Origin of the sequence: Blastochloris tepida, assembly GCF_003966715.1 — a bacterium.
Classification (GTDB): domain Bacteria; phylum Pseudomonadota; class Alphaproteobacteria; order Rhizobiales; family Xanthobacteraceae; genus Blastochloris; species Blastochloris tepida.
The window spans coordinates 309,075-321,878 of record NZ_AP018907.1; the positions used below are offsets into that span (position 1 = coordinate 309,075).

Here is a 12,804-nt window from a genome sequence, read left to right on the forward strand (position 1 = left end):
GGATGCCGGAAACGGTCTCGCCGAAAATCCCAGTTCCGCAAGAGGCTCGCGATAACGGGATTTTCGGCGACCGGAATACGGTTCTCCGGCCTTGAAGGCCGGAAACCGTATCAACCACCCGTCCGGGCATTGGCGACCGCCCTGCGCAGCAGCTTCTCGGCCTCGATGACGATCAGCAGCAGCACACCAGCGCCGAGGATGACGGCGCCGTCCAGCAGCGACATCGGCCGCGTCTCGAAGGCCGCATTGAACGCCGGCACATAGGTGAAGGCAAGCTGGGCGATCACGGTGGCGCCGACGCCGATCAGCACCGCCCGCGTGCCGAGCACGCCCTGCCAGGTGAGCGAGGAGCCGTGCACGTAGCGGACATTGAACAGATAGAAGATCTCGAGCACCACGATGGTGTTGACGACGATGGTGCGCGCCTCCTCGATCGGCAGGCCGCGCTGCTCGGCCCAGAAGAACATGCCGAAGGCGAAGATCGCGAACAGCATGGTCACCAGGAGGATCTGCCAGGCGATCTCGCCGGAGATGAGCGGCTCGTCGCGCCGGCGGGGCGGGCGCGACATGCTGCCGGGCTCGGCCGGCTCGAAGGCCAGCGTCATGCCCAGCGCCACCGCCGACACCATGTTCACCCACAGGATCTGGACCGGGGTGATCGGCAGGGTCCAGCCCATCGCCACTGCGCCCAGAATGGTGATGGCCTGACCGCCATTGGTGGGCAGCGTCCAGCCGATCACCTTGCGCAGATTGTCGTAGACGGTGCGCCCCTCCTTCACCGCCGTGACGATCGAGGCGAAATTGTCGTCGGCCAGCACCATCTCGGCGGCCTGCTTGGAGGCCTCGGTGCCCTTGCAGCCCATGGCGACGCCGACATCGGCGCGCTTGAGCGCAGGCGCATCGTTGACGCCGTCGCCGGTCATCGCCACCGTCAGCCCCTGCGCCTGCAGGGCGCTGACGAGGCGCAGCTTGTGTTCGGGCGTGGTGCGGGCGAACACGGTGGTGTCGCGCACCGCCCGCGCCATGTCAGCATCGTCGAGCCGGTCGATCTCATCGCCGGTGCGCACCACCGGCGCCCGCGCCAGCCCCAATTGCTGGCCGATCTCGCGGGCGGTGATGGCGTGGTCGCCGGTGATCATCACCACCCGGATGCCGGCGGACTGGCACTCGGCCACCGCGGCGACCGCCTCGCCGCGCGGCGGGTCGATGAAGCCGACGAGGCCGAGCAGCACGAGGCCGTCCTCGACATCGGCGAAGGTCAGGCTCTGCTGGCCGGCGCCGGCCGGCTTGACCGCGAAGGCCAGGACGCGCTGGCCCTGGGCGGCGAGGTCGTCGGCGCGGGCGCTCCAGATCTCGCGGTCGATCGGCCGGTCGCCGTCCCGGGTGCGGGCGGCGTGGGCCATGGCGAGAAGGCGCTCGGGCGCGCCCTTGACGACGATGAAGGCGTTGCCCTCATGGTCGTGGTGCAGGGTCGCCATGAAGCGGTGGGCGGCATCGAACGGAATCTCGTCGGTGCGCGGGATGGCCTTGCGCAAGGCGGGAACGTCGAGCCCGGCCTTGGCGCCGAGCACCACCAGCGCCCCTTCCATGGGATCGCCGTCGACCAGCCATGCCGCGTCCGCCGGCTGCATCTCGGTCTGGCGCGTCTCGGCATCGTTGCAGAGCACGGCGGCGCGGATCAGATCGACCAGCGGCGCCTGCTGCGCCGGGTCGACCTCGATGCCGGCGCGGGTGAAGGCGCCGGCCGGGATGTAGCCGGCACCGCCGACCTCGTAGCTCGCCTCCGCCGTCACCACCGCCTGCACGGTCATCTCGTTGCGGGTGAGGGTGCCGGTCTTGTCGGAACAGATGACCGACACCGAGCCCAGCGTCTCCACCGCCGGCAGGCGGCGGATGATGGCGTTGCGCTCGGCCATGCGCTGCACGCCCACCGCCAGGGTGATGGTCATCACCGCCGGCAGCCCTTCGGGAATCGCCGCGACCGCGAGGCCGACCATCGCCATGAAGGCCTCCTCCATGTCGTAGCTGCGCAGCAGCACCGCGAACACGAAGGCGGCGGCGGAGATTCCGAGCACCACCAGCGTGATCTGGCGGGCGAACCGGTCCATCTGCTCGATCAGCGGCGTCTTCATCTCCTCGACCGTGCCGAGCAGGCGGCTGATGCGCCCGAGCTCGGTGGCCGCGCCCGCCGCCACCACGACGCCGCTCGCCTGACCGCCGGTGACGAGGGTGCCCGAATAGGCCATCGCGGTGCGCTCGGCGAGCGGGGCGACCTCCGCCACCGGGGCCGTGGTCTTCTCCACCGGCACGGATTCGCCGGTCAGGATCGCCTCGTCGATGCGCAGGTTGCGGCTGCGCAGCAGGCGCAGGTCGGCCGGCACGCGGTCGCCGGCCTCCAGCAGCACGATGTCGCCGCACACCACCTCGTCGGCGGCGACGGTGCGCCGCGCGCCCTCGCGCAGCACCGTCGCCTTGGGGTCGATCATGGCGCGGATGGCATCGAGCGCGCGTTCCGCCTTGCCCTCCTGCAGGAAACCGATGATCGCGTTGAGCACGACGACGATGAGGATGACCAGGGAATCGAGCAGGTGGCCGAGCAGCAGCGACACCAGCGCCGAGGCCAGCAGGACGTAGATGAGAAGATTGTGGAACTGCAGGGCGAAGCGCACGAGCGGCCCGCGCCGCGGCGCCTCGGGCAGGCGGTTCGGACCGTCGGCGGCAAGGCGCGAAGCCGCCTCGGCCGCGGAGAGCCCGTCGCTGCCGCTCGCGAGCTGCGCCAGGCATTCGGGGGCCTCGATCGCGTGCCAATTCGGGGTGGCGGCGCCGCCCGGGGCGGTGCTGAGCCGGTCTGTGTTGCCCCGGTCGTTGTTGTCCCGCTTCTCGTCGCCCTGGCTCATGACGCGGTTGCCTTCCTCTGCTGCAGGCGCCTTCTTCTGCTGCAGGCGCGTTGGGTCCCAGATTGCAGGATCGCGACCCGCCGGGTCCGGGAAGGTCCGCTGCGCGGTGGGTCTCGAACAGCGGCTCAAGGTGCGGCGGGCGGATCGGGCGAGCGCGCGTGTCAGGGCATCGAAATCACCTCAACGTATCGAAAACACTCGATAAATCTTGAGTTTACGATAGACGATCTCGACAGGTGCGGCGGGGATTGACATCGATCAAGCCAAGGAAATGGATACGGCCTAGCCTGATATCAAGTGCTGTCGCCAAGGTGCCGTAAAGGAGTTCGATGGAATGCAGACGATTCTGGTGGCCACCGATCTTTCGCCGCGGTCGGATCGTGCCGTCCGCCGTGCGCTGCTGCTGGCGCGGGCGAGCGGAGCTTCGCTATCCTTGGTGCACGTGGTCGATGACGATCAACCGCGCGCGGTGATCGAGGCCGAGTGCGCCGCCGCCGAGCGGATCCTGGCCGATCAGGCGCGCTCGCTGCAGGAGATCGACGGCGTCGAATGCGCCCACCACATCACGACGGGCGATGCGTTCGCCGGCATTCTCCAGGTCGTGCGCGAGGGCGGCTATCCGCTGCTGGTGCTCGGCCCGCACCGCCGGCAGCTTCTGCGCGACGTGTTCGTCGGTACCACCGCCGAGCGGGTGATCCGCGCGTGCGCGGCGCCGGTGCTGATGGCCAATGCCGTGCCCGCCGCGCCCTACCGGCACGCGCTGGCGGCGGTCGATTTTTCCGACAGCGCGATGCATGCGCTCGACGTGGTGTCGCGGATCGCGGCGCTGTCGAAGGTGCCGATCACCATCGGCCATGCCTTCGACGCGCCGGAGACCGGGCTGATGAAGCGCGCGGCGGTGGCCGCGGCCGACATCGATCTGCATGTCGGCGAGGTCAAGCGCGACGTCACGGCCGAGCTGCACGCGCGTCTGGCCAAGATGCCGGTCGAGCCGGCTCAGATCATCACCCGGCTGGCGCAGGCGAGCACTGCCGCGGCCATTCAGGCGATGGCGCGGGAGGTCGGGGCCGACCTCGTGATCGTCGGCACGCGCGGGCGCACCGGCCTCGCCAAGGCGCTGCTCGGCAGCGTGGCCGAGGCGGTGCTGCGCAATGCCGAGTGCGACGTGCTGGCCATTCCGCCGATGGCCGACACGGTGTCCGGCTGATCGCTGCGGGATCGCGGACACGAACGCGCCGCGTGGCCTGCTCTTCGGCTTATGCGGCGAATGTGTCCCCCCACCCCCGACCCCTCCCCGCCGCAAGCGGGGGGAGGGGAGAAGGGTGCGGCGTCGATCTCAAGCTCTGGTTCGAGGAGAAGAGCGTCGTCTTTCCCCTCCCCCCATGAGCGTAGCGAATGGCGGGGAGGGGTCAGGGGTGGGGGGCGCCTTCCGAAAAACCGGCGTCCACGCCCGCGGGCGCCGAGACGCCAGCGCGCCGCTCAGCGCGAGAACTTCTTGTACTTCAGCCGGTGCGGCATGATCGAGTCGGTGCCGAGCCGCCGCATCTTGTCCTTCTCGTAGTCCTCGAAGTTGCCCTCGAACCACTCGACATGGCTGTCGCCCTCGAAGGCCAGGATGTGGGTGGCGATGCGGTCGAGGAACCAGCGGTCGTGGCTGATGATCACGGCGCAGCCGGCGTAATCCTCCAGCGCCTCTTCCAGTGCGCGCAGCGTGTCGACGTCGAGGTCGTTGGTCGGTTCGTCGAGCAGCAGCACGTTGGCGCCGGACTTCAGCATCTTGGCGAGGTGGACGCGGTTGCGCTCGCCGCCCGAGAGCTGGCCGACCTTCTTCTGCTGGTCGGGGCCCTTGAAGTTGAAGGCCGAGCAGTAGGCGCGCGAGTTCACCTCGCGCCGGCCGAGCTGCAGCATGTCGAGCCCGCCGGAGATCTCCTCCCACACGGTCTTCTTGCCGTCGAGTGAATCGCGGCTCTGGTCGACATAGCCGAGCTTCACCGACTCGCCGACGGTGATGGTGCCGGCGTCCGGCTGCTCCTGGCCGGTGATCATGCGGAACAGCGTCGTCTTGCCGGCGCCGTTGGGGCCGATCACGCCGACGATGCCGCCGGGCGGCAGCTCGAAGGAGAGGCCGTCGATCAGGAGCTTGTCGCCGAACGCCTTCGACAGATCCTTGAACGAGATGACGTTGTTGCCGAGCCGCTCGGCCACCGGAATGACGATCTGGGCGGTGGTCGGCGCCTTCTCGGAGGCCTTGGCCAAGAGCTCGTCATAGCGCTGGTAGCGCGCCTTCGACTTGGCCTGACGAGCTTTCGGCGAGGCGGCGATCCACTCCTGCTCGCGGGCCAAAGTGCGCTGGCGCGCCTCGTCCTCGCGGGATTCCTGCTCCAGCCGCTTCTGCTTCTGCCCCAGCCACGAGGAATAATTGCCCTCATAGGGGATGCCGCGGCCGCGGTCGAGTTCGAGAATCCAGCTCGTGACGTTGTCGAGGAAGTAGCGGTCGTGGGTGACGATGAGGATGGCGCCGGGATAGCTGCGCAGGTGCCCTTCCAGCCAGTTCACCGTTTCGGCGTCGAGATGGTTGGTCGGCTCGTCGAGCAGCAGCAGCTCGGGCTGCTCCAGCAGCAGGCGGCAGAGCGCGACGCGGCGCTTCTCGCCGCCCGAGAGCCGGTCCACCGCCCAGTCGTCCGGCGGGCAGCCCAGCGCGTCCATCGCCTGCTCGACCTGGGACTCGAGGTCCCACAGATTCTGCGAGTCGATCTTGTCCTGGAGCGCGGCGGCCTCTTCCGCCGTCTCGTCGGAATAGTCCATCATCAGCTCGTTGTAGCGGTCGAGGATGGCCTTCTTCGCCGCCACGCCGAGCATGACGTTGCCGCGCACGTCGAGCGAGGGATCGAGCGGCGGCTCCTGCGGCAGGTAGCCGACGCGGGCGCCCTCGGCCACCCAGCCGTCGCCGGTATATTCGGTGTCGATGCCGGCCATGATGCGCAGGAGCGTCGACTTGCCGGCGCCGTTGACGCCGAGCACGCCGATCTTGGCATCCGGGTAGAACGACAGATTGATGTTGTTCAGAACCTGCTTGCCGCCGGGATAGGTCTTGGACAGACCCCGCATGTGGTAGATGAATTGACGTCCGTTCATGTCGATTGCTGCGGTCAGGCCGTGGTCAAGGCCATGCCGCCCTTTCTGGCGTTTCAGGGAATTGCGGCCGTTCTAGTCGAGCGCCCTGCCGGTGGCAACGGGTGGGCGCGGGCGGGGTGGCGCCGGGCGCGCCGGCCACGGACCGTCTTCGCATCCGCGAAAATTCGGGCTTGCGCGCAACCGCCTGGAAAGACTCCTGGGTTTACGTCGAACCTGGTCGATTGCCCCCCCAACAGCCGATCGGGATTGCGCGCCAATGGCTCTGGCAGCCTCATCAGGACCGATTTCAGCCGACGACGCCGCCGGCGCACAGGCGCCCGGCGCGTTGGCGCTGGAGGCGCTGGGCGCGCTGGCCGTGGGCGTCGCGGTGATCGGCGCCGACCGCCGGATCCTCCTGGAGACCCCGCGCTTTCGCGAGCTGCTCGGCACCTGCGCCCGGGCGGAGGCGCTGCAGGGCTGGGGCGAGGATCTCGCGCCGCGCGAGATCGAGCTTGCGTGCGGCCGGCGGGTGCGTCTGGCCGCTGCGCGCCTTGCCCAGGGGCTCCTGGTGAGCGCCGAGGACGTGCGCGGCTGCGTCGATCCCAAGCGGGTGGCCGATCTGGCGCGCATCGATCCCCTGACCGGCCTCGGCAACCGGCTGATGTTCCAGGAGCGGCTGGCCGAGTTCGCGGCCCGGCGCGACGCCAAGGCGGGGGCGGTCGCGGTGCTGACGATCGGCCTCGGCCGCTTCAAGGATATCCGCGAGTCGCTCGGCCATCCGGTGGGCGACGCGCTGCAGCGTCTGGTGGCCGACCGGCTGCGGCAGGTGCTGGGCCCCGACGATCTCGCCGCCCGCTTCGGCGGCGACGAGTTCGGCCTGATCCAGGCCGGCCGGCCGCAGCCGCAATCGGCCGCGGCGCTGGCGGACCGCGTCATCGATCTGCTCGGCCGTCCCTATGTGGTGGAGGGCCATCTGCTCAACACGCCGGTCAATGTCGGCATAGCGCTGATGCCGGCGGGCGAGGGCGACGGCAGCCTGACGCTGCGGGGCGCCGACCTGGCGCTGTGCCGGGCGCGGGACGCCGGCCACGGCACCTTCCGCTTCTTCGAAGCGGCGATGGACGACCAAGTGCAGACGCGCCGGCGGCTGGAGCTCGATCTGCGTCGCGCGCTGGCGATGCGCGAGTTCGTGCTACTCTATCAGCCGCAGCTCAATCTCGCCTCGCACGAGATCACCGGCTTCGAGGCGCTGCTGCGCTGGCACAGCCCCCGGCACGGCGTCGTGCCGCCGTCGGTGTTCATTCCGCTCGCCGAGGAGTTCGGCCTGATCGGCGCCATCGGCGAGTGGGTCATCCGCACCGCCTGCCGCGAGGCCGCCGGCTGGGAGCGGCCGCTCAGCGTCGCGGTCAATGTCTCGGCTGCGCAGTTCGGCGCCTCCAACCTCGTGCCGGTGGTGCTGTCGGCGCTGGGGGAGAGCGGGCTCGATCCGCGCCGGCTGGAGCTGGAGATCACCGAGAGCGTGCTGCTGAAGGATGATGGCTCCGTGCTCGACGTGCTGCGCATGGTGCGCCGGATCGGCGTGCATGTGTCGATGGACGATTTCGGCACCGGCTATTCGTCGCTGTCGCGGCTGCACAGCTTTCCGTTCGACAAGATCAAGATCGACCAGACCTTCGTCCGGGTCCAGCCGAACGACACGAGTGCGACCGCGATCGTGCGGGCCATTTCGGCGCTCGGCCGAAGCCTCGGCATCGCCACCATCGCCGAGGGCGTCGAGACCGCCGAGCAGTTCGACCGCGTTGCCGCCGCCGGCTGCACCGACGTGCAGGGCTATCTGATCAGCCCGCCGGTGCCGGCCGACCGGATTGCCGATGTCATGCGCGAACACAGCGCCAGTCCCGCCGGGACGTGAGCCAGGACCACCGCAATGATGGCCGCCGAACCCGATCTCTACCGCCTGGTCTATTGCAGCCGGAACCGCATTCTCGGCTCGCCGCCGGATGTCGCGGCGCAGATCGAGGCGATCCTGGCGACATCGCGGCGCCTGAATGCCCGCGTCGGCATCACCGGGGCGCTGGTGTTCAATGCCGGCATGTTCGCCCAGGTGCTGGAAGGCGCGCGCGACCATGTGGAAGCGACCATGGAGCGGATTCTCCGCGATGAGCGCCACGGCAACATCCAGGTGCTCGGCTTCGACCGCGCCGAGGCGCGCGGCTTCCCGTCATGGTCGATGGGCTATCTCGGGCGCTCGCGCGAGGGCCAGAGCCTGTTTGCCCATATCGGCGAGTCGACGGGGTTCGAGGCGGCGCGGCTCGACGGCGAGCATATCTACAATGTGATGCGCGCCATCGCGGTGGAGGAGGAAGCCGCCGCGGGACGGCTCAATCTCCTACGCGATCCTTTGCGCGATCCCTTGCGCGCGTGAGCGTGCCGGCGGCTGCCCCGCGCGCTCTTGCGGCTTCCGGCTGAACGGCCGGCGAACCCGTCTCACGCCATCTGCAGATCGGCCAGCGCCGCATGGAAGGCGGCGGCGCGCTCGGCCACCTCGGCCGGCGAGCGCCCGGCGGCGTAGAGCGCCGCGCCCAGGCCGAACCCGTTGGCACCGGCCGCGAAATAGGCCGCCATGCTCTCCGGCGTGATGCCGCCGGCCGGGATCAGCTTGATCGAGGGCGGCACCACCACGCGCAGCGACTTCACCACCTCGGGGCGGATCATCTCCGCCGGGAACAGCTTCACCGTGGTGACGCCGAGCGCGGTGGCGGCGAACAGCTCGCTCGGCGTCGCCACGCCCGGCATCGGCGTCAGGCCGTATTTCTTGGTGAGGCGGACGACGGTCTCATCATAGCTCGGGCAATCGACCAGGCGTCCGCCGACGCGCGCGACATCGGCCACCTGACGCTCGCTCACAACGGCGCCGGCGCCGATCACCGTGGTGTCGCCGAACGCATCGACCAGCCGGCGGATGCTGCTCAGCGCATCGGGGGTGGTGAGCGGAACCTGCATGACACTGAAGCCGGCATCGACCAGGACCTTGCCGATCGGCACCGCCTCGTCGGGGGTCACGCCGCGCAGAATCGCGACCAGCGGGCAGGCGGCCAATGCCGCATCGAATGTCACAGGCATGTCATCGTCCTCACAAAGCTCGGCGCTTGCCGGAGAGTGCAGGCGGCAAAGCCGATGCACCGCAAACGCCGCGCCGCGCGGCGGCGGACGCGCAGCAGATCGCTCCAGGCAAAGGCGCGTAAGCTCATCGCGCTCCAATCGAGTGCAAACGGACGCCTGTCAATCGATGGCGGCCGCTCCGCTCCGGAAGTCCCGACAATATCGCAGAGTCGTTCCTAGCATTTCCTGTCCGGCACGTCGCCTCGTGGTCACACGATCCTCAACGCCGGGTGCGATGCGGCAAGTGGTTGCGCGCGGTCGCATTTCTGCCGGCCGGCGGCTCATCCTGGGATGTCCGCGCCAGCCGCCGGCACGTCGATGATCGCAGCCGTCTTTACGGTGACGAATCACCGGCGGACCCGTTGGTTTGCCGGCTTTGGTCTTTCGCGCCGGGGGTCCGCTTCGCCGCGCCGCGCCGCCGAGGCTTGCGGGGAGCAGTGTCGGCCGGGGTGTGGCCGGGGGTGTCCGCCGCCGGGCCGGCCGGGGCAGGGGCCGGCGTGTGGGGTCGGGGCGCCGTCAGCCGGTGCGCGCCGGCATAGGCGAGCAGCCGCTCGGCGAAGGCGTGCGGCCGCTCGGCGGCGAGCCGGGCCATCTGCTGCTCGGCGGCGGCGACGTGCTGGCCCTGGCGGGTGCGAATCGCCGCCATCAGGCGGGCGTGCCGGCCGGCATCGAGCAGGCGCGGCGCGCCGGCCAGGAAGTGGCTCAGCGCCTCCAGATCCTGGCCCTGGCCCAGCCGATCGCGCAGCCGTTGCACCTCGTCGATCCACACCTCGATCGGCCGCGGCCACAGCGGCAGCGCCAGCTCTATCTGGTAGCGATGGATCACCGCCGCCTTGCGAAGCTCGTGCAGCGAATCGGCGGAGGCCGCCGACCAGTCCTGCGGCGCGGCGTGCACCATGCGGCGAAAGCCCCGGGCAAGGCCGGCGATCAGCGCGCGCAGCGGCAGGTCGGCCTCGGCGATTCGCGCGGCCGCCGCCCGGGCGCGGCCGAGGAAGGCCAGCACGTCGGCGCGCACCGTGGTGTCGAGGCTCGCCGCCTCGCTGGCCCGGCGCGCCGCCTCCAGCGCCTCGCGCACCGGCGCGGCGAGATCGGGGCGAATCAGCTTCTTGTCGATGAGGTCGTCGAGCCCCTCGCGCGCGGCGGTGAGGTCGCGGGCGCCGGACAGCCGGCGCGCCAGCGCCCCGGCCTCGCGGCGCTCGGCCTTGGCCGCCTCGCCGCGCAGCGGCTCGGTGAGCCGCAGCAGCGCCCGGTGGCGCTTCATCGCCTTGCGGAACTCGTGGATGGCGACATCGTCGCGGTGGCGGCCGGATTCGAGGGTGGCGGCGGCGTCCTCCACGCCGGCGATCAGCGCGCGCGACAGCTCGCCAGCCGCCGCATCCTCCGCATCCGGCATGCGCTTGGCCATATTTTCCTGCTCCCTGCGCTCTGCCGGCGGCGGTTCACGCGCTGTCCCCACCTTTGTCGCCGGCCCGGTCGCCGGTGCAGTTTCGTTGCCAACGTGCCGGGCATTTTCGGGAGGGGAGAATTTCATACGCGAAATCAATGACCTGCCGGCCGCCCCGGCCCCCGCATCGATGGCTGCGGGCCTGTCCGGTGGCGTCTCGCGCTCTCCCTCGCCGGCTTTGGCAACAATGATATGACAAAAATGTCGTGCCGCGGCCTTCCCTTTGCGGGGGGCAGTTGCTAGATAACCGGCGCGCCGCCGCTCTTACGGAGTCGCAGCGCCCCTGTCGCGGGGTGGAGCAGCCCGGTAGCTCGTCAGGCTCATAACCTGAAGGTCAGAGGTTCAAATCCTCTCCCCGCAACCAACAAAAAGCCCGCCGTCTCGGTGAGACGGTGGGCTTTTTGACTCTCGGCCTCGCCGCCGAGGGGGGTGCGCTACAGCTTGCGTCAGACGCGTCTGGCTGCGGCCGTGCCGGCCAGCGTTGCCACGAAGCCGAGCAGCGCGACGACGGTCAGCGGCCCGCTCCAGGCGCGGCCATCCGGCCAGGCCAGCATGTCGCCCATGACGCGCAGCGCCACCGAGGCATGCAGCACGACGAGCGGCACGTAGAGGATCGGCCGATAGGCGAGGCGCACCCGCGCCACCGCCGGCAGGATGATCAGCGCGTGGCCGAACACCATCGACAGCACGAAGCCGACCAGCACGGCGTGCAGCGCCGCGTCATAGCCGAAGGTGGCGGTGGCCGGGGGCGCGGCCAGCAGCAGCACGCCGGCACCACCGAGCCACGCATAGCCGGCAGCCATGCACGCCGCCATGAACCGGGTCTGGCCGGTCTGGCGCAGCGTGATGCGCACCACGTCGTGGCGCGCCAGCCAGGCGGTCATCGTGGTCAGGGCAAGGCCGGTCATCGCGGCGCCGCGCCTGTCGATGATGCCATAGGCCACACCGGCGAGCAGCAGCAGAACGGCGAGGGCGAACAGCGCCACGCTGCCGCGCTTGGGCGCGGTCAGCCGGCTGAGTTCGAGCCGTTCGCCGGCAATGGTGAGAATCAGGAAGGCGAGCCACCAGCCGGTGACGTCCGGCACGCTCCGGCCGGCGAGCCACAGCAGGTTGCCGGCGAGCCAGGACAGCGCACCGAGCGACAATGTTGCCGTGAACAGCGCCGGCTGCCGGGTGGTGATGACCAGCGTCGCGGCGGACAGCGCCGCGGCGGCGAGCACGTAGGCGAGGGCACCGAAGGCGGGCGGCAGGCCGGCCAGCAGGCTCAGGCTGCCGAGCGCGGCAAAAGCCGGGGCCGCATATGCCGCATCGCGCCCCAGCGCCACCGCGCGCTCCAGGCTGATCACCGTGCCGAACAGCCCGCACACCAGCAGCGGCCCGTGCAGCTCGGCCAGCCGCTCGCCGGGCGGCAGCGCCCAGCCGAGCCGCAAAAGCCCGCCATAGAGCCCGGTGAGCATGGCGAGCGCGCCGAGCCCGAGCAGGGCGATGCGAAACGGGATCCGGCTCGTCGGCGAGGTTGCGCGCGTGGTTTCACGCGGTGCGCTCGATGCGGACGCGCCAGACATCGGGGCCATCCTCCAGATAATCCCAGGCGAACTGGTCGGGATGCGACAGATCGAGATAGGTGCGCAGCGGCTGGGGGTCGTGGTCGTTGACGATGGTCAGCACCGCGCCGGGCTCCAGCTCCTCCAGGGTGCGCACGAGGGTGTTGCGGCAGGTGCCCGGCGTCAGGGTGCGGACATCGATGATGGCGGAAGCGGCGGTGGTCATCAGGCTTGGTTCCTCGGTGCGCGGCCCAACAGCGTCAGGCCGCGATCGGTGATGCGGTCGGGGCTCCAGGCCGGCTCCCAGACCAGGGCGACATCGATGGCGGGGGCGTCGGCGAAACGCCGCCGCAGGGCGGCGCGGGCATCCTCGACGATCATGTCGCCGAGCGGGCAGGCCTGGGCGGTGAGGGTGAGGTCGACCTCGATGGCGTCGGGGGTGCGGCTGGCGCGATAGACCAGCCCGAGGTCGACCACGCTGAGCCCGATCTCCGGATCGACAACCGCGGTGAGGCAGTCGAGGATCTCGGGATCGAGCGCAGCGGACGGGGGAGACGAGAGGGGGGACGTCACGTTCGACACGGCGCACCTCGCTGGAGAGGTCGCCACCATGACGAAGCGGGACGGGCGGCTCTTTGTCGGG

Annotated in this window: 10 protein-coding genes and 1 tRNA gene; 4 read left to right on the forward strand and 7 right to left on the reverse strand. The window is 70.2% G+C overall.

Annotated features, from left to right (window positions below):
- Nucleotides 1-110: 110 nt before the first annotated feature.
- Complete coding sequence (locus tag BLTE_RS01325; RefSeq protein ID WP_126396892.1) at nucleotides 111-2,897, reverse strand: HAD-IC family P-type ATPase; 2,787 nt, start codon at nucleotides 2,895-2,897, stop codon at nucleotides 111-113.
- Between the two features lie 334 nt (nucleotides 2,898-3,231).
- Between BLTE_RS01325 and BLTE_RS01330 the strand changes: the two genes are divergently transcribed.
- Nucleotides 3,232-4,104 (forward strand): universal stress protein, encoded by an 873-nt coding sequence (locus BLTE_RS01330; RefSeq protein WP_126396894.1) that lies wholly within the window; start codon nucleotides 3,232-3,234, stop codon nucleotides 4,102-4,104.
- A gap of 272 nt (nucleotides 4,105-4,376) precedes the next feature.
- Here BLTE_RS01330 and ettA read toward each other — a convergent pair whose 3' ends face one another.
- Entirely contained in the window at nucleotides 4,377-6,032 is a 1,656-nt protein-coding gene (ettA, locus tag BLTE_RS01335) for an energy-dependent translational throttle protein EttA (RefSeq protein ID WP_126396896.1), read from the reverse strand.
- Between the two features lie 256 nt (nucleotides 6,033-6,288).
- Between ettA and BLTE_RS01340 the strand changes: the two genes are divergently transcribed.
- Nucleotides 6,289-7,923, forward strand: coding sequence for a putative bifunctional diguanylate cyclase/phosphodiesterase (locus tag BLTE_RS01340; protein ID WP_126396898.1), 1,635 nt, complete (start codon nucleotides 6,289-6,291; stop codon nucleotides 7,921-7,923).
- Nucleotides 7,924-7,938: 15 nt separating this feature from the next.
- The gene (locus tag BLTE_RS01345) at nucleotides 7,939-8,436 is read left to right on the forward strand and encodes a BLUF domain-containing protein (RefSeq protein WP_244600069.1); all 498 of its coding nucleotides are present in this window, start codon (nucleotides 7,939-7,941) and stop codon (nucleotides 8,434-8,436) included.
- 62 nt (nucleotides 8,437-8,498) lie between these two features.
- Here BLTE_RS01345 and BLTE_RS01350 read toward each other — a convergent pair whose 3' ends face one another.
- Nucleotides 8,499-9,134 (reverse strand): 2-dehydro-3-deoxy-6-phosphogalactonate aldolase, encoded by a 636-nt coding sequence (locus BLTE_RS01350; RefSeq protein ID WP_126396900.1) that lies wholly within the window; start codon nucleotides 9,132-9,134, stop codon nucleotides 8,499-8,501.
- Nucleotides 9,135-9,507: 373 nt separating this feature from the next.
- Entirely contained in the window at nucleotides 9,508-10,578 is a 1,071-nt protein-coding gene (locus tag BLTE_RS01355; RefSeq protein ID WP_160140480.1) for a CHAD domain-containing protein, read from the reverse strand.
- A gap of 326 nt (nucleotides 10,579-10,904) precedes the next feature.
- Here BLTE_RS01355 and BLTE_RS01360 point away from each other — a divergent pair.
- Nucleotides 10,905-10,981, forward strand: a tRNA-Met gene (locus BLTE_RS01360).
- A gap of 82 nt (nucleotides 10,982-11,063) precedes the next feature.
- Here BLTE_RS01360 and BLTE_RS01365 read toward each other — a convergent pair.
- Genes BLTE_RS01365 through BLTE_RS01375 form a run of 3 tightly spaced genes read right to left on the reverse strand, consistent with a single transcriptional unit; the run spans nucleotide 11,064 to nucleotide 12,734 of the window.
- Nucleotides 11,064-12,182, reverse strand: coding sequence for a hypothetical protein (locus BLTE_RS01365; protein ID WP_126396904.1), 1,119 nt, complete (start codon nucleotides 12,180-12,182; stop codon nucleotides 11,064-11,066).
- On the reverse strand, nucleotides 12,148-12,387 hold the full coding sequence (locus BLTE_RS01370; RefSeq protein ID WP_126396906.1) for a DUF2249 domain-containing protein: 240 nt from the start codon (nucleotides 12,385-12,387) through the stop codon (nucleotides 12,148-12,150). The genes BLTE_RS01365 and BLTE_RS01370 overlap by 35 nt, the downstream gene beginning before the upstream one ends.
- Nucleotides 12,387-12,734, reverse strand: coding sequence for a metal-sulfur cluster assembly factor (locus tag BLTE_RS01375; protein WP_244600070.1), 348 nt, complete (start codon nucleotides 12,732-12,734; stop codon nucleotides 12,387-12,389). The genes BLTE_RS01370 and BLTE_RS01375 overlap by 1 nt, the downstream gene beginning before the upstream one ends.
- Between the last annotated feature and the right edge of the window lie 70 nt (nucleotides 12,735-12,804).

What these genes read in the sequence shown, in the direction of transcription:
- BLTE_RS01345 (WP_244600069.1), top strand. Translation starts at nt 7,939, where the DNA reads ATGATGGCCGCCGAACCCGATCTCTACCGCCTGGTCTATTGCAGCCGG.
- ettA (WP_126396896.1), bottom strand. Translation starts at nt 6,032, where the DNA reads ATGAACGGACGTCAATTCATCTACCACATGCGGGGTCTGTCCAAGACC.
- BLTE_RS01330 (WP_126396894.1), top strand. Translation starts at nt 3,232, where the DNA reads ATGCAGACGATTCTGGTGGCCACCGATCTTTCGCCGCGGTCGGATCGT.
- BLTE_RS01355 (WP_160140480.1), bottom strand. Translation starts at nt 10,578, where the DNA reads ATGGCCAAGCGCATGCCGGATGCGGAGGATGCGGCGGCTGGCGAGCTG.
- BLTE_RS01365 (WP_126396904.1), bottom strand. Translation starts at nt 12,182, where the DNA reads ATGTCTGGCGCGTCCGCATCGAGCGCACCGCGTGAAACCACGCGCGCA.
- BLTE_RS01340 (WP_126396898.1), top strand. Translation starts at nt 6,289, where the DNA reads ATGGCTCTGGCAGCCTCATCAGGACCGATTTCAGCCGACGACGCCGCC.
- BLTE_RS01370 (WP_126396906.1), bottom strand. Translation starts at nt 12,387, where the DNA reads ATGACCACCGCCGCTTCCGCCATCATCGATGTCCGCACCCTGACGCCG.
- BLTE_RS01325 (WP_126396892.1), bottom strand. Translation starts at nt 2,897, where the DNA reads ATGAGCCAGGGCGACGAGAAGCGGGACAACAACGACCGGGGCAACACA.
- BLTE_RS01350 (WP_126396900.1), bottom strand. Translation starts at nt 9,134, where the DNA reads ATGCCTGTGACATTCGATGCGGCATTGGCCGCCTGCCCGCTGGTCGCG.